Consider the following 20,203-nt stretch of genomic DNA (forward strand, 5'->3'; position numbering starts at 1 on the left):
TTGATCAGCAAAAAAAATCAGCCCGGCATTACGCCGGGCTGATTTGCTTTGAGCGTTATCTGGACGGCAATCAGATTTTGCTCAGATCAATACGCACCACGCTTTCCCGGGCGCTGACCTTGTGGTCAGGGGTAAATGGCGCTTTCACCGTGACATACAGTTGATCGTCCGGCCCCAGCAGCAGACTGTTGGGATGAGCAGGCAAGCTGTATTCCGCCTTTTTCGCATAGCTGCCCGCATCCAGTACAGACACCTTGCCCTGCTGACGATGCGACACATACAGCTCGTCACGCTTGGGGTTATAGACAATATCCAGCGCGTCCCCTACGTCCAGTTGCTCCAGCAGTTTGCCCGTGCTGGCATCCAGCACATAAACCGTTTTCTGATGCTGATTTTCCGTGGCGTATAAACGATTGCGCTTCGGGTCCAGAGCAAAGTTGAGCAAGATCGCCGGCTTGTCCCCGGCAGGTTTCCAGCGCTGTTGGATCTGGTTCTTGTCCGTATCAATCACCAGCACTTCACCGTCGCCATTGCCTGCGTACATACGGCGATGATCCGTGTCCAACAATAAGCCCGTCACCCATTTGCCCGCATTCTCAATGGTGTTGAGCACTTCCATGCTGCTCTCGTCCAGCACCCAGATCACTGCTGGATTGCCTACACCCCCTACATAAAGACGCTTGTGAGCCTCATCCAGCTTCACCGTACGTGGCCCCACCTTGAAACCATCCGTTCCCATATTGCTGAAGGGCGTACGTTTCAGACCACCCTTTTCTCCCAGCTCCACACGCGCAACTGCCGGGTTCAGGCTGTTCGTCATGAACAGCACATTCCCCTCGGCATTGCTGCTCAAGCCAAAATTGCTTTCATCGGTGTGAATCACACCCAGTACATCCAGAGTCTGTGGGTCCAGCTTGTAGAGCGCCCCACCCCGTACACCATCAAGCATTTCTGCCGAAGCCACATACAGGGCCTTTTCAGACGCGCTGTAAGCCATCTGATAAATCCCGTAGGCCAGCTCCTTGCGCAAGGCGCCATCGGCCGTGATCGAGCTGCGCTGCGCCAACTCTGGGCTCAAGGGCTGCACAGACGGCTGAGCATGCGCGGTCACGCTCAACAGAGCCGCCGACAGAACGGACATCAGAAAACATCGTTTCAACATTTTGTTTTTCCCTTCCAAGTCCAGGCAGGGCTACACGGCACCGAAAGCCGCCGCGAACCCCTGCCTGACGTTAACAATCAGCGAATCAGAAATTCACGGAGGCCGACAACATGAACGTGCGCCCTGCCCCATTCGTGGCAAAGTTGCTGGAAGCCAGCCAGTAGCGCTTGTCGGTCAGGTTTTCGATATTGGCGCGGATCACCACATCCTTGCCCGCAATATCGGTGTAGTAGCGCGCGCCCACATCAAAGCGAGTCATGGCGGGCAGCTTCAAGGTGTTGGTGTTGTTCAGGTACTGGGACGAGGTATGAATCACACGGCCATTCAGGCTCAGGCCTTGTACCCAAGGCGTATCCCAATCCAGACCCAGGTTATAGGTGCTGGCAGGCACACCCGGTGCCCGGTTGCCTTCATTCACGCCGTTCTGGGTTTTGGTAAGCTTGCCTTGGGTAAAGCCAGCACTGGCCATCATGCGCAAACCTGGCATCAATTCACCGTAGGCACTCAGCTCCAGACCACGGTTGCGCTGTTCGCCAAAGTAGCCATACACATTGTTTCCATCCTCTTGCCCTGCAGGTCGGGCAATCTGCCACAGGGAGGCCGAGGTCATGATGCCACCCCAATCCACTTTCACACCCGCCTCATACTGACGGGACTTGAAAGGCTTGAGAATCTCGCCCCGGTTGGCGTAGGTGTCGCCCACAATCGTGCCGCGCGTCAGGCCTTCGGTGAAGTTGGCGAAGACCGAGACATTCTCCATGGGCTTGACCACAATCCCCGCCAAGGGCGAGATGGAGCTGGCCCTGTAATCGGCAGTTTTTACACCTGTAGTCGTATTGAAGCTGGTGACATCCACGGTCTGACGACGCGCCCCCACCGTCAGCAAGACACGGTCATCCGCAAAGGACAAGGTATCTGCCACGGCAAAGCTGAGCAGGCCGGTGCTGGAAGCCTTTTGTGGCGTCAGCCGCTCTGACGGACCTGCCGGAATAGGCACGGGGTTGTAGATATTGGAGTCCGCCACTTCGGTGCCAGGGCTGTAGGCATTGCCCAGCTCCTGATCCATATAGCTCACCCCAAAAGCCAGCTTGTGCGCCACGCTGCCCGTGTCGAAATCCACGCTCAAACCCGCATCGCTGCTTAGCGTTTTGGAATAGGAGTCATAGAACGTGGAGATCACGCTGAAATTGCCGTCAGCATCTACAGACTGGCGCACATTAGGATTACCGGGTTTCACATTCACCGGGAAAATCTGGCGATTCTTGCCGTGGCGATAGCCCACCCCGATATGCCCGGTGACCGAGTCGCTGAAGTCATACTCCAGACGGGACATGATGGTGTTGTCACGTTGGGTCAGGCGGGTACCGGGATAGAAATTGGTACGGCCATCCGGAGGTGCAGGCAGCTCGGTCAGATCGCTTTGAAAGCCAATTTGCGAACGGATATTTTCCAGCGTGTCTTCCTGGTGGATGACATCCGCAGACCAGCGCAAACGGGCGCCTCTATAATCCACACCCAGAGCGGCCATGCCCAGATCCTGTTTGCCATCGCGTGACGTGGCTTCCCCACCACGCTTGACGCCATTAAAGCGCACGCCCCATTCCTTGTTTTCACCAAAACGGCGGCCCACATCCAGCTGTGCCGTCACGTTCGCCTGGCTGACATAACTGGCCGTCACACGGGTCAAGGGCTCGTCCTCAGCCCGCTTGGTCACCAGATTGATCGCCCCGCCTATACTCCCTCCGGGTGGGATACCGCGCATCAAGGTGCCGGGCCCTTTCAGGACTTCCACACGCTCCAGAATCTGCACGGGCACACGGCTGGAAGACACCAGACTGTACAAGCCGTTCACGCTGACATCGCCACTGCCCACCGCAAAGCCGCGAATCACAAAGTCCTCACCAAAACCGCCGGTAGAGGTCGTCGTGCGCACCGCCGCATCATTCACCACCACATCGGCCAGAGTTCTGGCCTGCTGGTCATAGAGCAGCTCGGAGGTGTAGTTGGTGGTGCTAAAGGGGTTATCCATGACATCCACGGAACCCAGCAAACCCAGGCTGCCACCTGTTGCCACTTGCCCGCCCACATAAGCAGGCGACAAGTCGCCCAGAATCCCGCCCTTGACAGTAATGGTGGACAGCTCGGCCACCGAGGAGGCCGGGTCCGGCGTCAGGCTGATGGTATTGCCCTTGCGCTTGTACGTGATGCCTGTGCCCGCCAAGAGCTGCTGCAACGCCTGCTCAGGAGAATAGCTGCCCGACAAGGCCGGCGCCTGATGGCCATCCACCAACTCCTGAGAGAAGAAGATCTGGACCGAGGCCTGCTGCCCCAACTGCAACAAGGACTTGCTAAGGGGCTGCACAGGAAGATTGATGGAGGTGGCTTGAGCCTGCGCACGTACGTCCAGCGGCAAGGCGCTGACGGCGCAGGCCAGGCTGATTGCCAGAATCGTCAAGCGTGTATTGATTGCGGGCTTGTTGCGCCACACAGAAGAGGTCGGTGTATTCACAGTCTGACTAGGTCCAAAGAGTAGCAAGGCACGCCCAAGGCGGCCTCAAGACAAGGTGATGGGCGCTGCCGTCTGCGACATGAAACAGCTCCCCTTACTCTATCGACGAACCAGAATCAAAACACCGGAACAAAAATGAGAATTATTTTTGATAAATAAAAAACAGAACCTGGATTGCCAGGCAAACTCGGGCTCTATTCGCTGATTCGCAGTTGCCCGCTGGGCAAGGTTTGAACTTTCACTGGCACCAGGTCGGGCAAGGTGTGAATCAGGGCCAAAGGCTCATTCACACTGAAAACCCCAGCCACCTTGTAGGAGGCAAAACGGGGCGCATCGAAAACAGCCGCTTGCGGCAAGTAACGATTGATCTGTGCCACCGCCTGCTCCAGCGGCGTGTTTTCGAACACAATCATGCCGTTACGCCATGCCAGGCTGGTATCCAGATCCGCCTTTTCCACCAGTCCCAGAGGAGCATCCTCAGCCGTGTAAACGGATTGCCCACGCTCCAGCAAGCGGGTATCCCGGTCCCACCAGGCACCCTGCTGCACCTTGACCGAACCGGACTCTACCGTCACCTGCAATTGCTGCTGCTCATGCAGAACATTGAAGCGCGTACCTGTGACCACCACCCTGCTTTGCCCGGCATGCACCACAAACGGTCGGGACCGATCAGGCTGCACATCAAAGAACACCTCGCCTGCATACAGGTCAACGACACGCTCATTCTCGTAAAAACGAATCTGCGCCCGTGTGCCGGTATTGGCCATCAAGGTAGAGCCATCAGGCAGACGCAATTCTTCGTGCAGCCCGCGTGGGGTCGTCAATGTGGTTTGATAGGAGGGCTCAGTATCCAGGCTAGCCCGTATTCCTACAGCGGCAAGTACACCCGCCGCACACAGTCCTGCCGTCATGCCCCAGGCAAAACGACGGCGTGGCTTGTTGACCCGGGCCGATGGGCGCGAAGCCCGCAAGGCAGCCCGCAGCTCGGACTCGGGAATCTGCAAGGTCGCTTGCCAGATCGCCTCCAGATGGCGGTAACAGCGATCATGCTCCTGATCAGACTGTCGCCATTGCTCGAAGGCACGCCAATCCTCGGGCGAGGCCTCACCCGAGCGCAGATGAGAAAACCAGGCGGCCGCCTGATCCTGTGCGGTCGCTGCGTTCAGGACATCAGGGGGCATACTTCTGTAACCTTGTACTCAAATGTCGCAACGCTTTGTTCATATGCTTTTCCACCATGGCACGAGAGATCCCCAGTTCACTGGCAATCTCGGCATGGGAGCTTCCCTCCAGGCGCTGGTAAATATACACCTGCCTGCAAATGTCCGGCAGTTCATCCAGCACCGTTCTTAAATCATTGACCATCTGGCTGGAATACACCTGGGACTCCGGGCCAGTTGCCAAGGGATGCTCGGATTCATGCAGTTCGTGCAAGGGCACCATGGGCAGTTTTTCCTCCCGCCTGTGCCGGTCGATCAGACCGTTGGAGGTACTGCGTTGCAGATAGGCCGCCGGATTATCGGCCGAAACCGAGCCGTTTTCCAGTATGCGCAGCACAGCGTCGTGCATGGCATCTTCCACATCGTGATCAACGTGAGATCGACGACGCCACGCCCCCAGCAGCTCGCTGTAGTGAGCAAGCCAGGTTTTACGAAAGGCACGGCGGTCGGACATGAAAGCAAAGAGCCTGTAAGGAAAGGAGAAGGCTGATAATAACAACAATTCTCATTTCCAAAAACAGGAATGCTCGCTGTTTGCTCCGACAGTCTCACATTCTGGGCGTATGCGTTCCATCAATGCTCGCACAATAAGCTGATTTGCGAGCACCTGACTATTGCCTTGCTCCTACGACAAGGAGCAAGCATAAAAAAACCGGCGCCTGAAACAGGAGCCGGTTTTTCAACGTATAGCCAAGCTAGTCGATGGCTTGCTCAGGCATACGTTCAGAGCTTTTCCGTACCGCCACCTTGTGGCCGCCAGGCCAGCAGGCGATCTTCAAACACACTGACCAGTCCATCCAGGATCAGCGCAAAGACGGTCAGCACCACAATACCGGCGAACACCGTATTCACATCCAGCGTGCCCTCTGCCTGCAGGATCAGATACCCCACCCCACTGGCTGAACCCAGGTACTCACCCACCACAGCGCCCACGAAGGCCAGACCGACCGAGGTGTGCAAGCTGGAAAACACCCAGCTGGTAGCCGAAGGGATATAGACGTGGCGCAGCAACTGACGACGGCTGGCACCCAGCATGCGGGCATTGTCCAGCAGTGTGGAGCTGACTTCACGCACACCTTGGTACACGTTAAAGAACACGATGAAGAACACCAGCGTCACCGCCAGAGCCACTTTGGACCAGATACCCAGACCGAACCACATGCCGAAAATAGGCGCCAGAATCACGCGTGGCATGGAGTTGGCCGCCGTCAGATACGGGTCCAGCAAGGCCGCCGCACGGGGCGAGAGCCCCAGCCACAGACCGCAAGCCAGACCAGCAATCGTACCGATGGCAAAGGCCAGCAGGGTTTCGCTCAAGGTCACGCCCAGGTGCACGTAAATATCACCGTTGGTGACGAACCAGGCCCAGATCACCTTGACCACTTCCAATGGCTGCCCAAAGAAGAAAGCCACTTTGGGGTCCAGCGTGAAGAAATGCCAGGCAGCAAGAATGACGACGAGCAGCGAGATTTGCCAGCCGCGCAGGGCCAGCTTGGATTGAGTAATAGATTTAGACATATCAGGCACGCTTTTGCTGGGCATAACCCTTCAGAACCTCATCACGCAGGACGGCCCAGATCGCCGCATGCAATTCGACAAAGCGGGGGTCGTTGCGTACTTCGGCCACGTCACGAGGACGTGGAAGATCGACATGAAATTCGCCGATGGGATGAGTGCCCGGCCCGGCTGACAGAACCACCACTCGATCGCTCATGGCAATGGCTTCGTCCAGGTCGTGCGTGATGAACAGCACGGCTTTACGCTGCGCCATCCAGATCTCCAGCACTTCGTTTTCCATCAATTGACGGGTCTGAATGTCCAGCGCCGAGAACGGCTCATCCATCAGAATGATGTCGGGATCACGAATCAGGGTCTGGGCCAGCATGACGCGTTTGCGCATACCGCCAGACATTTGATGCGGGTAACGATCCCCGAAACCACCCAGGCCGACTCGCTTGAGCCACTCCTGGGCACGGGCGCGGGCCTCGTCCTGCGGGACACCAGCAAACTCCAGACCGGCCATCACGTTGGATTCGGCACTGCGCCAGGGCATCAGTGCTTCGCCCTGGAACATGTAGCCAGCGCGCTCGTTCACCCCTTCCAGGGGTTTGCCGAACACACGCACTTCGCCCGACGAAGGGCTCAGCAAACCCGCCCCTACGTTCAGGAGCGTGGACTTGCCGCAGCCCGTTGGGCCTACAACCGACACAAATTCGCCTGGAGCAATGCTCAGGCTGGCGTCACGAACCGCTGTATACGTACCTTTGCCATCCCGGGAGGCAAAAACACAGCTGATGTTATCTAAAGAAAGTGCTGCCTCAGACATTGGGGTACTTCTTGTTGGCATTGTCAGCAAATTCGTTGGTGTAGATCTTGCTGATATCAATCTTGGATGCGTCCAGATTCGGCACAAAAGCGGCCAGTGCATTCAAGGCGGTCGTCGGGCCATCAGAATCAACCAGGCCATCCGGCGAGAGTGCTTCCTTATTGGCATCCAGACATTGCTTGTACAGCTCCACGTCACCCAGCAGGTAGGTCGCAGGCACGGTCTTGGCAATAGTTTCAGCGTCGTTGGCCTGAATCCATTTGTCGGCGCGCACAATGGCGTTGGCCAAAGCCTGAGCCGTATTGGGATTCTTGGTAATGAACTCTTCAGAGGCGTACAGGCAGGCCGAAGGCATGTTGCCGCCAAAAATGGTCTTGGTATCCGCAACCGTACGGGTGTCAGCAATGACACGGACTTCGTTTTCTTTAAGCAAGGTGCCAATAACCGGATCCAGGTTGGCCATGGCATCAATCTGACCGGTACGCATGGCGGTGACGGCGCCGGCACCAGCGCCTACACCGATAAAGGCCACGTCCGAGGGTTTCAGACCGTTTTGTTCCAGATAGAAGTTGACCATCATATTGGTCGAGGAGCCCGGTGCGGTCACACCGATTTTCTTGCCTTTCAGATCGGCTGGCGACTTATAGTCAGCCATCGTCTTGTTGGACACAGCCAAAACAATGGCGGGTGCACGCCCCTGCTGCACAAAGGCGCGGTACATCTGCCCTTTGGCCTGCAAGTTGATGGTGTGCTCAAACGCACCCGATACCACATCGGCGCTACCGCCCACGACGGCTTGCAGGGCTTTGGAGCCGCCGGCAAAGTCCGCCACCTTGACTTTGAGACCTTCGTCATCAAAGTAGCCATTGATCTCGGCAATGGACAAGGGCAGATAGTAGATCAGCGCCTTGCCGCCCACGGCAATGGTCAGGTTTTTTTTCTCGATTTCTTGCGCACGGCCCAGCGTTGGCAATGACAGCGCTAGACCCGATGCTCCAACCAGCTTGAGTGCATGACGACGAGTCAGTTTCATGGCAATCCCCTTCTTGTTGTTGGTCATTAATTATTTAGGTTTGATACTTATACTAAAAAACAAAGGGGGGTGTCCCCCCCTTGTCCGCCAAGCGGTCAAACCCGATTACGTGGCGCGACGCTCCATCAAGGCCCAGGCAATGGTGCTGGGGTCTACGTACTCCAGCTCGCTCCCGGCTGGCACACCGCGTGCCAGTCGAGTTACTTTCAAACCTTGGCTAGTGAGCATTTCCGCCAAATGATGGGCGGTGGTTTCGCCCTCTGCGGTGAAATTGGTCGCTAGAATCACTTCCTGCACTTGGCCATCACCGGCTCGCTCTAGCAAGCGGTCAAATTGCAAGGCATCCGGGCCTATGCCTTCCAGCGGCGTCAAACGCCCCATCAGCACATAGTAAAGGCCTCGATAGCCATGCGTAGCCTCAATCATGTTTTGATCGGCAGGCGTCTCCACCACACACAACAACGCCGGATCACGGCGGGGATTGGCACAGGTTTCACAGATAGGTTGAACAGTGAAACCATTGCAGCGCTGGCAGTGCTGCAGTGCCGTCGTGGCATGTTCAAGAGCGCGGCTCAATTGGTCGGCGCCTACCAGATCGTGTTGCAACAAATGGTAAGCCATGCGGCGAGCGCTACGCTCGCCCACACCGGGTAGCCGACGCAGAGCCTGGATCAGAGCCCGAAGCGGTTCGGGCTCAGCGATCTGCGGTTCGTTCATTAGAACGGGAACTTCATACCGGGTGGCAGTGGCAGGCCAGCGGTAACACCCGCCATTTTTTCCTGCGAGGTTGCCTCGGCTTTGCGCTGTGCATCGTTAAAGGCAGCAGCAATCAAATCTTCCAGCATCTCTTTTTCGTCTTCCAGCAGGCTGGGGTCGATAGAGACACGGCGCACATCGTGGCGGCAGTTCATGATGACCTTGACCAGACCACCACCGGAAACGCCCTCGACCTCGATATCGGCCAAGGCTTCCTGAGCCTTTTTCATGTTTTCCTGCATTTGCTGCGCCTGGCGCATCAAGCCGGCAATCTGACCTTTCATCATGGTTTGGTTTTCCTGATTGATATAAATTGACAAGGGGCCATTCAGGCGGCCCGAACCAAAGGAGCAGCCTTGATCGACCCGGCTTTGACGCTGCCGTCAAAGTCCTGGATCAGGCTCAAGACAAAGGGATCCTGGGCAACCTGCTCTTCGGCCTGTCGCTGACGCTCGGCCAGCTTGGCCTGCTCCACGGCATGCGCGGTAGCATCGCCTGTATCCCCGTATTCGATCACCAACTGAATGGACTGGGCAAAGTATTCCGACAGAACGGTGCGCAAGCGCGCTTTGCCCTGACTGCCTTCAGTGGCCTTGATTTTGGCACGCAAGTGGATTTCCTGGCCTTTCACACCCAGCCATTCGCTCTGGCGGGCCAGTTCGGCGGCCCAGCCGCTTAAGGGCAAGCTGGTTGCCACATCGGGCCAGGTTTCCGGTTTCATGCCGCCCAGTCGCACGGTGCGCGGGCTGTCCGAACCGCTCTGCGGCACGGGCAGGCCCAGTTCGGTGTCGGGCATGAAGCGATCAGACATGGACACAGACGGTACATCGCCGTCTTCTTCGGCACGAGCTGCGTCCATATCCAAAGGCTGGTAATTCTCGAATTCTTCGTCCATGCCCTCGGACAGCCAGGCGGGTTCTTCCGGGCCGTCCTGGGTGGAGACGGCTGGCGGCGCTTCTTCAGCCACGGGTTCTACTCGGGCGGCGGCCTGAGCCTGAGACGACATCAGGGGCTGAGCACTGCTCTTGCCCTGGGCTTTGGAGGATTCCGCTACAGGGTCGGCAGAGGAATCAGCCTGGGATGCGGAGATGGGCTCTGCGGCTGGCTGGGCTGACGGAGTCGATGCCGCTTGGGCGGCTTCAACAGCGCTGCTGTCAGCAACTGCAGTCGCAGCTTCTTGAGGCTGACTGGTCGCGGAACCGGCTTCAAAGCTTGCATCCGCTGGGGCAGACTCTGAAGATTCATAGCTGACCTGCGCGCCGGCAGGCTCAGGAGCGTCTTCCCAGGCCGGGACAAAATCGTCGTCAGCCGGGATGGATTCTGCGACAGGCGCTGCTTGGGCTGCATGTGCACTGGCAACATCAGCAACCGGGACGACTACAGGGGCAGAAGCCTGTGCCTGCTGAGGCGCGGCCTGTGGGTTAACCGCAGGCTGAGTGGTTTGCGCTGCTTGTGCAGTTTGTGCGCTCGGCTCTGTTTGCGCACCCTGCGCAGCTTGCTGTAGAGGCGCGGCAGAGGCGGCGGCATCAACAGAGGCAGCGAGGGCTGCCGCAGGAGCGGGAGCAGCCTGAGCCGCACCAGCACCAGCAGTATCAGACCCCGAAGGCCCTGCTGGCGGTGGCACATACGCCGAGACAGGCTCGGGCAGCAAAGCCAGCATGCGCAAGCACGCCATCACAAAACCGGCGTACTCATCCGGAGCCAAAGACAGCTCCTGACGGCTATGCACCGCTACCGAATAAAACAACTGCACATGATCGGGCGAGAGCATGGGCGCTAATTGCCGCACCGCCTCTGCCAGAGGATCATCATCAGAAATCGTGCCGGGAATGCGCTGCTCGATGGCGATACGGGACAACAAGGTTGCCAAATCAGCCAGAGCGCCCGAATAAGACAGGCCACGCAAGGCCAGATCATCGGCCACACCCATAATGGCCTGCGCATCATAAGCGACCAGCGCTTGCAGCAACTGCGCCAGGTGGCGTTGATCAATGGTGCCCAACATGGCTTGCACAGCCTGGGCGCTAAGATCGCCCGCGCTATAAGCAATGGCCTGATCGCTAAGCGACAAGGCATCCCGCATGGAGCCATCGGCTGCCTGCGCCAGCAAACGCAAGGCGGGCAGCTCGAACTGCATTTCTTCCTGGGTCAGAATGTCCTGCAGGTGGCCCACAATCGCAGGCACTGTCATCTGCTTCAAATTGAATTGCAAACAGCGCGACAAGACCGTAACCGGAATTTTCTGCGGATCTGTGGTGGCCAGAATGAATTTGACGTGCGCTGGCGGTTCTTCCAGCGTCTTGAGCATGGCGTTGAAGGCGTGCCCGGTCAGCATGTGAACTTCGTCAATCATGTAGACCTTGTAGCGGCCCGAGCTGGGGGCGTAGACCGCCTGCTCCAGCAGCTGGGTCATCTCTTCCACGCCCCGGTTGGAGGCGGCGTCCAGCTCTACATAATCAATAAAGCGACCAGCATCAATCTCGGTACAAGCGCGACAAACGCCACAGGGCTTGGAGGTGATGCCGGTTTCGCAGTTCAGCGACTTGGCCAGAATACGTGACAAGGTAGTCTTGCCCACGCCGCGTGTGCCCGTAAACAGCCAGGCATGGTGCAGGCGCTGGGTATCCAGGGCGTGCGTCAAAGCGCGCACCACGTGGTCCTGACCAACCAGGGTGTCAAAGGAGCGAGGGCGCCACTTGCGGGCCAGAACGAGATAGGTCATGCGAATTCCGGACGGCGTGAACCATCAATACAAATAAGCGAAAGGAAAAGTGTACCGGATTCGGTGCTGAAGGGAAGCAGATAGACCGGGCGCGCATAACCCGATAAGCAAATGAAGTGGCGAGCCTGACTCCGGCACTGATTCTGCACGGCTGTGGCTGCTTCGTTCCCGACCTGACCAGATTCACCGCCGAACCATGCGGAGGGGCCCGCCGACCAATAGTGTAGCATTAATACGGCAGCCAAAGATCGGCTCTCGGGAAATAAAGCGCAGCCTGCGCGGGCCGTCCATCCAGAGCCTGCACCTGCTCACAATAACGCTGCAATTGCGGCGCATAACGATCCAGCATCCGGGCCTTGAAATCGTCCAGGCTTTCATGCTCGGCAGGTCGTCCGGTCTTGTAATCCACCACCAGCCAGTGATCTTCCTGGGAAATGGCCAGATCGATAATCGACACCCGGCCGCTGACGTCCAGCAAGGACCATTCACGGTAGGCGCGGCTGACACCCAGCAACCAGCGGCCCCGTTCGGTCTGCACGGTTGCGGCAATGGCCTCAAACAAGGACTGGGCAGCGTCATCCAGATAGGTGGCGGGCACACCGGCCCGCTGCAACTGGCGACGCATCACGGCGCGGCTTTGCTGCAAGCGTTCTACCGGCCACTGCTCCAGACCTTCACGACCCAGCTTTTCCAGCCAGTCGTGGGCAACCGTACCAATGGCTTTTTCATGAGTCGTGTCCAGGGACCACTGCCAGCTTTGATACTGCGGGCTGGCGCTTGGCAACTGCTCGGGTGGTGCAGCGGGCAGACTCACCACTCGCTGCAACAATGCCGCAGAACTTTGCCCGGACTCCTCTTGCTGTGCGCCCTGCTCGGCTTGCCAAACCGGAGCCTGTGGCTGATCCAGGACGGGCCAGACACGGCTCAACAAGGAACGGCCATCCGGCTCACGCAGGCCCTTGTCCTGGGTGATGCTCAGTTCCGCAAACAAATGCAGCTCCTGACGGGCTCGCGTCAGGGCCACATATAAAAGACGGTGGCTTTCCTGCTCGGCCCGGATACGTTCCCGCGCTGCCAGAAACTGCGACACCGGATCGCGTTGCTCGCTGCCTTTATGGCTGATCGGCCCCAGAATCAGGCGCTCGGCGCTGTGTTCCAGACGAATCAAGGGTTCGGAATCGGCTGCCGATTGCTTGTGCAAGCCAAACAAGATGACGGTTTCGAACTCCAGCCCCTTGGATTTGTGAATCGTCATCACCTCCACGGCCTTGCCCGTACCTTGCGGGGTGGCATACAAGGACTCCACGCGGGCCTGCAATTGCTGCTGATCGGGCGGTCCATAGGGACACAGCTCCTCCAGCAGCCGCAAAACTTGTTCGGCATCGGCCTGATCGGCCAGGCTTGGATAAACCTGCGGCCCACCCAGGCGCGTCCAGCACTCCTGCACCCAGGCTGCAAACGGCATCAAACCGCTGCGATTTCTCCGGTCCAGCAAGATCTGACAGGCAAACAAGAGACGGGCCCGCTCGTCCGAATCCCAATCCTGAAACTCCTGATTCTGCGTCAGCTCGGCCAAGGTCTGGGTGGGATGCAAGGCGCACAAGCGATGCAGGCTCTCCAAACGCAAGCCGATCAATGGCGAGCGCAAGACGGACAGCCAGGCCAGTCGATCTGCCGGGTGAGCCAAGGCACGGACCAATTGCACCAAATCCGCCACCACAGGGCGCTGTTGCAAGGGTTCCAGCTCTACGGCTCGGCACGGTATGCCCTGCTCGCCCAGCTTGCGCACCAAACCATGCAAGTGCGAACGTGCTCGCACCAGAATTGCCACCGGATGCTCACTGTCCTGATAACGTTCCAGAGCTTGAGCTGCGCACTGAACCGCCTCTTGCACCGCACGCTCCTGGGCTGCTTGTTGCGACGGCACGGCATCCTCTCCCCGTGCCACCCGGAAATGCCAGGAGGGGTGAAAGTGCACCGCCCACTCGGGAATATCAGGCTTGAAAGCAGTCGAGTGTTCGTAGGTGACCATGCCCAGATCCGGATCAGGTCGAGCCGGAAACAGTTGCGCCCCCACCTTGTTCACCCACTCCACCAAACGCGGGTGCGAGCGGAAGTTATTGCTGAGACTCAGCGGCTCCAGCTCTACTTCGCCTAGGCGTCGCGCTTGCCAGACCTGCAGAAACAAACCCACTTCCGCCTTGCGAAAACGGTAAATGGACTGCATGGGGTCGCCCACCAGAAACAGGCTGCGCCCATCGCCCGGTTCCCAGCCACTGGTCAGGCGCTCCAGCAATTGCACCTGGGATTGGCTGGTGTCCTGGAACTCGTCCACCAGCAAATGACGTATGGATCTGTCCATGCGCAAAAGCAACTCGCCCGGCTCGTCCGCATCGCCCAGGGCTTGCAAAGCACGCTGTGCAATCTCGGTGAAATCGACCTCGGCTTTCTCGGCAAAGCGCAGTTTCAATTGCGCCGCAGCCAGCCATAAAACCTGAATCAGATTGGACAGGACTTCTTGCTGCTGGGGGGAGTATTGCTCGGGCAAAAGGCGGGCACTGGCCAGACGGGCAATCCAGGGCTCTGTCCCCAGGCAGTTGCTTAACCACTCCGTCAGAGTTTCTTTTTGTGCTGTTTTCGGGGGAAAGCCATTACGCACTGTCAGGCTCTTACGCAGATCACCTTTATCCGTCAGCAACAAGGCGGCCAGGCCACGCCAGCGCGGCAGATCGTCCATGACCGGGGCCAGGTTATCGCCTTGCCAATCCGCCAAGGCCAACACATCGCCGCTTTCCAGATTCGAGGCCGCAAAGCAGGCCAGGGGGGCCAAAGTCCGCGCCCAACCGGGTGGCAGTGAATCGCTTAGCTGCTGCAGCTGCTGCTCCACCACCTCGCGCAAGCTGTCTTGCAAAAGCGCCACATCACCGCCCTGCCCCACGGCTGGCAGCCACTGATCGCGGCTGGCCAACATACCGGCCAACAGAGCTTGCGCCTGCAGCAGGTTCACATCCATATGTTCCAGAAAGCGCGCCACGCTGGGCACGCTTTCCGCCATCTCCAGCGTGGCCCAAGCCGCCGCTTCGTAATGCTCCTGGGCCTTATCGGTAATGGCCGGCACCCCGCCCAGCCCCGTAATCCAGGGCATGGCACGCACCAGGTGGGCACACAAGGAGTCGATGGTACGGATACTCAAACGAGCCGGGTAGGCCAACAAATCCCACTGCTGCTCCTGATTGCGCTGCATGGCCGCGCGCGCCAGCTCCCAGCTGCGTACCCGGTAGGGCTCGGCAGGGCGTTCCTGATTGGCAGCGGCCAGCTTCTCCAGCACACGCGCATGCATTTCAGCCGCAGCTTTACGGGTGAAGGTAATGGCCACAATTTCCTCTGGCCGTTGCACGCGAGCCAGCAGGGCCAGAATCCGGTCAGTCAGCAACTCTGTCTTGCCGGAACCGGCTGGGGCTTGCACCAGAAAGGAGGACTCGGGGTCCAGTGCCCGTGCACGGGCGGGGCTATCGCTAGGGACTGTCAGCATTACACCTCTCCTCCATTGTCTTGGAGGTCTTCCTGGAACAAACGTAAAAAAGGCAAAACATCGCAGTACAGCAAATCATTGCGGTTCCAGATCTGGTTGGCGGCCTGCCCTTGCAGGAACTCATCTGCCAGACCTTCCACCGCCTGTTTCCACTGCGCGATTTGCGCGGTCCACTGCTGGGCGCTTTCCAATTCGGTCAGGCCATCAATATCCATGCCGGGCGCGGCCAAACCGCTTAAGCCCACCTGACGGGCATGCAAGCGTACAAAGGCCAAACCACTGACGCTACGGCCTTGATCCTGCAAGGCGGCAGCATAAAACGGCAATTGCAGATTCACGGGTCTGGGCCGCAGCCAGTCTTTATCGGGCCGCAGCTCGCCTATGCCGGTTTTGTAGTCCAGCAGCAATTGCTCGCCATCAGCCAGATCATCCAGTCGGTCCAAGCGCAGGTTCAGACGCAGCAAGCCTCGACTCCAACTCAATTCATGCTCCGTCGCCCCCAGAGCAAACGGTGGGCGCTGGGCTTCCTGATGGGCGTACTCGTTCAAGACGGCCAGACCCCGCTCCATTTCCAGGCTGCGCAGCACCGGACCATAATCGGCCAGCTCTTCCTGAGCGGCCTGTTCGATACATGCGTGCACCACATCCAGCAGCGAATCCTCGCCAATCAGCTCATGCAGGCTGTCCTGATCCTTCACACGCAGCCAGAACAATTCGACGGCGCGGTGCAGGAACATCCCACGTGTATTCATATCACCGACACGGGCGTAATCGGGCAAGGCCTGACCATGCAAACGGAATTTCACAAACGCCCACAAGGGGTTGCGGGCCTGCGTATCCAGCACGCTGATCCCGCCGCGTATGCGCTCTTCCAGCTTCAGACTGGGGCCTTGCTCGTCCAGCAAGGCTTCCTGTGCGACGGCCTGCTCTGCCTGCACCGCCCAAGGCATTTCAAGCACAGGCCAATGAGCAATCAAGGGACTGGGCCTCAGCTCCTGTTCGCCCTGATGCAAAGGCGCACTTAGCAAAACCTGATTCCCACAGCGTAGCAAGGCACTCAGCATCCAGCGCGCCCACTCCAGCTCCCGCTCTGGCGTACTGCGAGGTGCCGAGACTCGGCGCAGCACCTGGGCAGGAATCAAGGGATTCGGTTTGACGGCGGCAGGCAAAATATCATCGGTCAGGCCCAGCACCCATACGGCATCCCAACGCCCGCCTTCCGCCTCCAAAAAACCCAGCACATCCAGACGGGAGCGCGGATCACGTTGTGGCTGGAACAGATTTTCACGGGCCATGCGTGCCAACGCGCTTTGCGCCTTCAAGGCACTGATGCGACCCAGGACAGGAGCTTGCTGTGCCAGTTGCAGCAGCAAGGCTTCCAACGCTTCCAGGGTTTGAAACTGAGCACTGTCCAGACGGTTGGTTCCCGGAAATCCCAAGGCCTCCAGGCATTGGCGCATGACCGAAGCCCAGGTATCCACCCCTTGAGCGCCGGCCGACACGGACTCGAAGCGCTCCACCGCCTTGCCCCAGGCCAGAGCCAGTTCGGGCGTGTGAAAGCTGAGCATGTCGGCAAATTCTTTACGGCTCATTTGCGTGATGCGATTGTCGCGCCAGGCCTTGTCAATGCGAGCACGGCCGCCTGCTTCGGACTGTTCTGCCTGACACGCGCCCAAACGCAAGGCATCGCCCAGCATGGCGGGCTCGGCCTGCCCCTTGGTCGCCAGCGTAAACAAGGCCTTCAACCAGGCCATGGCCGCTTCAACCACTGGCCACTCAGCCAAGGATCGGGCTGCTGCCACGTTATAGGGCAAAGCACCTTGATCCGTGTGCATGGCCTGCCGCAAGAGGCGATGCACCAAGGGCAATTGTGTTTCCAGCTGCGCGGCCACAATGGCTACTGTGCGATCCGGGTCCTCGTCCAATTGACGACGCGCCCACTGCACAGCCAGGCGCCATTCCGTATCCGCATCCTGTGCCTGCACCCGATGAACTTCTGTTGCCGGAGCCTCTTCGTGCTGCAGTTGCAGAATCTCCACCCCCATATCCTGCAAACCACTCAAGAGGCTTTGCAGACGCGGGGAGTATTCATGAAAACCATGCAGCACCATATGACGATGACGCATATGCAAGGCACCGGCCTGCACCGCTTTCAGCACACGTTCCGCAGCCAAATTCGCGTCGTCCAGATCCGCCTGTTCCAGGCTTTGCCGATAGTGAGCGCGCCACTGCATGAAGCGCTCGAAATCCACGCTGGCCTCACCGGGTTTCAGCTCGATACTCCATTCATCCAGCAAGGTATCGGCTTCACAGGCCAGGCGCGCTGCCTGGCCTACATCCAGGAAATAACCCTCTTCCTCGCACTGCTCGATGCTGTGCTCCCAGCGCTGCAAGGCGGCGAAACGATCCATCTGGTGCGCGGCCGGTTGCCATTGTTCGGAAAAGCAAAGCTGATCGCTGGCCTGCGCCAGCCACGCACCCAAAGGCACAATTTCCGGCACGGCCACCGTCCCGCCAGCACCGGCCAGACGAGCCGACAAATGCCCCAGCAGGCGGCGCGCATAGCGCTTGTTCACGGTTAACACAACCGTCTCGGCACTATTGAGCTCCTGCAATTGAGCCATGGAAACAGCAGGGGTGTCGTACATAGAAAAAACCAGTTAAGGTTGCAAGAAAACAGAACGGCCAGCAGCGCTGATCCGGCCATTGTACCGGCGCTCTATCCCTAGTTTGTTCCCGCCCTTACACTTATCACCATGTCTAGTTCAAACACCCCCAATACCGAATTAACCGGCAGCCTGTCGCTGCGCACTGGCGACCACACCTGGGGTAGCGCCCGCCGTATGGCCTTGCTGGCCGCCATTGCCGAGCAAGGTTCGATCTCTGCCGCTGCCCGTCATATTGGCATCAGCTACAAGGCGGCCTGGGACGCCATCGACATCATGAACAATATGGCGGGCGAACCTCTGGTGCTGCGCAGTACGGGCGGTCATCGTGGTGGCGGTGCCACCCTGACGCCCAAAGCCATCGAACTGCTGGAGCTGTATCAAACCTACGACCGGCTGCATCAACGCTTCATGAGCCGTATTGGTCGTTTAATGCCTTCCGTGGCAACTCAAATGGAGTTACTCCAAACCATGATCATGCAAACTTCGGCTCGCAATCAACTGCCCGGCATCGTTACCACGATCAAGACCGGCGCCGTCAATGACGAAATTCATGTGGATATTGGCCAGGGCCAAACCGTTGTTGCTTCGATTACACGGGAAAGCACGGAAAACCTGGGCCTGCGTGAAGGGCAGAAGGTTCTGGCTTTTCTGAAAGCGTCCTCGATCATGATTGGCACGGGCGACACCCGCAACTCTCTATCCGCTCGCAATCAGCTACCCGGCACCATTACCGACGTCATTACCGGTGCCGTCAATGCAGAAGTACGCCTGGAACTGCCACAGGGCCTGACAGTAACCGCCAGCATCACCCTGGACAGCACACAGCGCTTGCACCTGGAAGCAGGCCAATCCGCCTATGCACTGTTCAAGGCATCCAGCGTGATGATCGCTACGCTGTAAGGACTTCCAGATCCGCGCTGGTACAGCATTCAATGATGCGCCCCTCGCGAATACGATAGACCTCTTGGGCCAGGGCCCTGGCATCCTCAGGATCGTGGGTAATCAAGATAGTGGGAATATCGATCTGGCTTTGCAACTGAGTCAGTTCAGCCCGCAAACGAGCCCGCAAATCCTGATCCAGGGCTGCCAATGGCTCATCCAGCAAGAGCAGCTGAGGTTGAATGGCCAAGGCTCGCGCCAAGGCACAACGCTGCTTTTGCCCGCCCGACAATTGGGCGGGGTAGCTGCTCAATACCGACTCCAGCTGAAACGCCTCGACCCAACGCTGGGCAGCCGCAGGCATGTCTCGCACGGAGCGGTTGAACAAGCCCGTGTTCAGACCAAAGCAAATATTCTGTGCTGCGGTCAGATGCGGGAACAGGCCGTAGTCCTGAAACAGGTACGCCACCCGACGCTCGCGTGGTTTCAGGTTGATGCCTTTTTCAGAATCAAAATAGACCTGATCGCCAATTTGAATGCGGCCATGGTCGGGCCACAACAAGCCCGCCACGCTTTGCACCGTCAAGGACTTGCCCGAACCCGAAGGCCCGTACAGGGCAATATGACGGGCTTCGGTTTGAATCTGAATGTTCAAGTCGAAATGACGGGCCTCGCTGACCACGGTGCGTTGAATCTGTACAGTCAGGCTCATTGCATCCCTCTTTTACGGCGTACGTGACGGGGTGACAAGGCACTGGTACTCCACAGGACCAGCACACAAGTAATCGAAATAATAGCGACCAGCACCAATGCCTGCTGATCCTCCCCTGCCTGGACTGCCTCGTAAATGGCGATGGACATGGTTTGGGTGCGCCCCGGTATGCTGCCCGCGATCATCAACGTAGCGCCGAACTCGCCCAAAGCGCGGGCAAAGGCCAGCAAAACGCCTGCCATGATGCCACGCGCTGCCAAAGGCAGGCTGACACGAAAGAAGATGGCCAGGGGCTTCAGACCCAGCACGCTGGCCGCATTTTCCAGGCGGGGGTCCACATCCTCAAAAGCCGCACGCGCGGCCTTCAAAATCATGGGAAAAGCGACGACAGTAGCGGCAATCACCGCGCCCTGCCAGGTAAAGACCAGTTCAATACCCATGCCGGAGAGCCATTGCCCAAAAGTACTGCGCCGACCCAGCAAGACCAGCAGGTAATAGCCGATGACGGTAGGTGGCAAGACCATGGGCAAGGTCAGGATGGAGTCAAGCAGGTCACACCAGCGCGACTGCCAGCGTGACAAGGCATAGGCCACTCCTATACCCAGCACACAGGCGAACAAGGTCGCCCAACCGGCGACCTTGAGCGACAACCATAGGGGAATCCAAAGTGAAGTCATCCGTCT

General features: G+C 58.5%; 15 protein-coding genes and 1 other RNA gene. 1 reads left to right on the plus strand and 15 read right to left on the minus strand.

Annotated elements, in window-relative coordinates:
- Positions 1 to 70: 70 nt before the first annotated feature.
- The 13 genes from Q9R35_RS15950 to Q9R35_RS16010 form a co-directional block, all read right to left on the minus strand.
- Complete coding sequence (locus Q9R35_RS15950) at positions 71 to 1,162, minus strand: YncE family protein (RefSeq protein WP_052362921.1); 1,092 nt, start codon at positions 1,160 to 1,162, stop codon at positions 71 to 73.
- Positions 1,163 to 1,247: 85 nt separating this feature from the next.
- Positions 1,248 to 3,671 carry a TonB-dependent receptor gene (locus Q9R35_RS15955; protein WP_226791474.1) on the minus strand — a complete coding sequence of 808 codons (2,424 nt, stop codon included), beginning with the start codon at positions 3,669 to 3,671 and terminating at the stop codon, positions 1,248 to 1,250.
- Between the two features lie 194 nt (positions 3,672 to 3,865).
- Complete coding sequence (locus tag Q9R35_RS15960; RefSeq protein WP_125304698.1) at positions 3,866 to 4,852, minus strand: FecR domain-containing protein; 987 nt, start codon at positions 4,850 to 4,852, stop codon at positions 3,866 to 3,868.
- Entirely contained in the window at positions 4,842 to 5,345 is a 504-nt protein-coding gene (locus tag Q9R35_RS15965) for a sigma-70 family RNA polymerase sigma factor (RefSeq protein WP_042483745.1), read from the minus strand. Before Q9R35_RS15965 ends, Q9R35_RS15960 begins: the two co-directional genes overlap by 11 nt.
- A gap of 269 nt (positions 5,346 to 5,614) precedes the next feature.
- Positions 5,615 to 6,409, minus strand: a complete 795-nt coding sequence (locus tag Q9R35_RS15970; RefSeq protein WP_042484406.1) for an ABC transporter permease — start codon at positions 6,407 to 6,409, stop codon at positions 5,615 to 5,617.
- Between the two features lies 1 nt (position 6,410).
- On the minus strand, positions 6,411 to 7,217 hold the full coding sequence (locus Q9R35_RS15975; protein WP_009463065.1) for an ABC transporter ATP-binding protein: 807 nt from the start codon (positions 7,215 to 7,217) through the stop codon (positions 6,411 to 6,413).
- Positions 7,210 to 8,250 (minus strand): ABC transporter substrate-binding protein, encoded by a 1,041-nt coding sequence (locus Q9R35_RS15980; protein WP_042484403.1) that lies wholly within the window; start codon positions 8,248 to 8,250, stop codon positions 7,210 to 7,212. Before Q9R35_RS15980 ends, Q9R35_RS15975 begins: the two co-directional genes overlap by 8 nt.
- Positions 8,251 to 8,355: 105 nt before the next feature.
- A complete protein-coding gene (gene recR, locus Q9R35_RS15985; RefSeq protein WP_003803396.1) occupies positions 8,356 to 8,967 on the minus strand; it encodes a recombination mediator RecR in 612 nt (203 codons plus the stop codon).
- Positions 8,967 to 9,293, minus strand: a complete 327-nt coding sequence (locus tag Q9R35_RS15990) for a YbaB/EbfC family nucleoid-associated protein (RefSeq protein ID WP_009463063.1) — start codon at positions 9,291 to 9,293, stop codon at positions 8,967 to 8,969. Before Q9R35_RS15990 ends, recR begins: the two co-directional genes overlap by 1 nt.
- A 41-nt stretch (positions 9,294 to 9,334) precedes the next feature.
- A complete protein-coding gene (gene dnaX / locus Q9R35_RS15995) occupies positions 9,335 to 11,728 on the minus strand; it encodes a DNA polymerase III subunit gamma/tau (RefSeq protein ID WP_311220115.1) in 2,394 nt (797 codons plus the stop codon).
- Between the two features lie 115 nt (positions 11,729 to 11,843).
- Positions 11,844 to 11,941, minus strand: an RNA gene (ffs, locus tag Q9R35_RS16000) — signal recognition particle sRNA small type.
- Positions 11,942 to 11,957: 16 nt separating this feature from the next.
- On the minus strand, positions 11,958 to 15,260 hold the full coding sequence (locus Q9R35_RS16005) for a UvrD-helicase domain-containing protein (protein ID WP_311220116.1): 3,303 nt from the start codon (positions 15,258 to 15,260) through the stop codon (positions 11,958 to 11,960).
- Positions 15,260 to 17,908, minus strand: coding sequence for a hypothetical protein (locus Q9R35_RS16010; RefSeq protein ID WP_311220117.1), 2,649 nt, complete (start codon positions 17,906 to 17,908; stop codon positions 15,260 to 15,262). Before Q9R35_RS16010 ends, Q9R35_RS16005 begins: the two co-directional genes overlap by 1 nt.
- Positions 17,909 to 18,016: 108 nt before the next feature.
- Between Q9R35_RS16010 and Q9R35_RS16015 the strand changes: the two genes are divergently transcribed.
- The gene (locus Q9R35_RS16015) at positions 18,017 to 18,829 is read left to right on the plus strand and encodes a TOBE domain-containing protein (RefSeq protein WP_042483735.1); all 813 of its coding nucleotides are present in this window, start codon (positions 18,017 to 18,019) and stop codon (positions 18,827 to 18,829) included.
- On the opposite strand, the gene Q9R35_RS16020 is transcribed toward Q9R35_RS16015, so the two are convergent.
- Both Q9R35_RS16020 and modB read right to left on the minus strand, forming a co-directional pair.
- A complete protein-coding gene (locus Q9R35_RS16020; RefSeq protein WP_311220118.1) occupies positions 18,819 to 19,520 on the minus strand; it encodes an ATP-binding cassette domain-containing protein in 702 nt (233 codons plus the stop codon). The genes Q9R35_RS16015 and Q9R35_RS16020 overlap by 11 nt on opposite strands.
- Complete coding sequence (modB, locus tag Q9R35_RS16025; protein WP_086068777.1) at positions 19,517 to 20,197, minus strand: molybdate ABC transporter permease subunit; 681 nt, start codon at positions 20,195 to 20,197, stop codon at positions 19,517 to 19,519. The genes Q9R35_RS16020 and modB overlap by 4 nt, the downstream gene beginning before the upstream one ends.
- Positions 20,198 to 20,203 lie beyond the last annotated feature (6 nt).

The organism is Alcaligenes sp. AB3, assembly GCF_031844565.1.
Classification (GTDB): domain Bacteria; phylum Pseudomonadota; class Gammaproteobacteria; order Burkholderiales; family Burkholderiaceae_B; genus Alcaligenes; species Alcaligenes faecalis.

Bases quoted from the DNA above. Each gene is read 5' to 3' on its own strand.
- Q9R35_RS15950 (WP_052362921.1), bottom strand. From the start codon at position 1,162: ATGTTGAAACGATGTTTTCTGATGTCCGTTCTGTCGGCGGCTCTGTTG.
- Q9R35_RS15960 (WP_125304698.1), bottom strand. From the start codon at position 4,852: ATGCCCCCTGATGTCCTGAACGCAGCGACCGCACAGGATCAGGCGGCC.
- Q9R35_RS15965 (WP_042483745.1), bottom strand. From the start codon at position 5,345: ATGTCCGACCGCCGTGCCTTTCGTAAAACCTGGCTTGCTCACTACAGC.
- Q9R35_RS15970 (WP_042484406.1), bottom strand. From the start codon at position 6,409: ATGTCTAAATCTATTACTCAATCCAAGCTGGCCCTGCGCGGCTGGCAA.
- Q9R35_RS15975 (WP_009463065.1), bottom strand. From the start codon at position 7,217: ATGTCTGAGGCAGCACTTTCTTTAGATAACATCAGCTGTGTTTTTGCC.
- Q9R35_RS15980 (WP_042484403.1), bottom strand. From the start codon at position 8,250: ATGAAACTGACTCGTCGTCATGCACTCAAGCTGGTTGGAGCATCGGGT.
- recR (WP_003803396.1), bottom strand. From the start codon at position 8,967: ATGAACGAACCGCAGATCGCTGAGCCCGAACCGCTTCGGGCTCTGATC.
- Q9R35_RS15990 (WP_009463063.1), bottom strand. From the start codon at position 9,293: ATGATGAAAGGTCAGATTGCCGGCTTGATGCGCCAGGCGCAGCAAATG.
- dnaX (WP_311220115.1), bottom strand. From the start codon at position 11,728: ATGACCTATCTCGTTCTGGCCCGCAAGTGGCGCCCTCGCTCCTTTGAC.
- Q9R35_RS16005 (WP_311220116.1), bottom strand. From the start codon at position 15,260: ATGCTGACAGTCCCTAGCGATAGCCCCGCCCGTGCACGGGCACTGGAC.
- Q9R35_RS16010 (WP_311220117.1), bottom strand. From the start codon at position 17,908: ATGTACGACACCCCTGCTGTTTCCATGGCTCAATTGCAGGAGCTCAAT.
- Q9R35_RS16015 (WP_042483735.1), top strand. From the start codon at position 18,017: ATGTCTAGTTCAAACACCCCCAATACCGAATTAACCGGCAGCCTGTCG.
- Q9R35_RS16020 (WP_311220118.1), bottom strand. From the start codon at position 19,520: ATGAGCCTGACTGTACAGATTCAACGCACCGTGGTCAGCGAGGCCCGT.
- modB (WP_086068777.1), bottom strand. From the start codon at position 20,197: ATGACTTCACTTTGGATTCCCCTATGGTTGTCGCTCAAGGTCGCCGGT.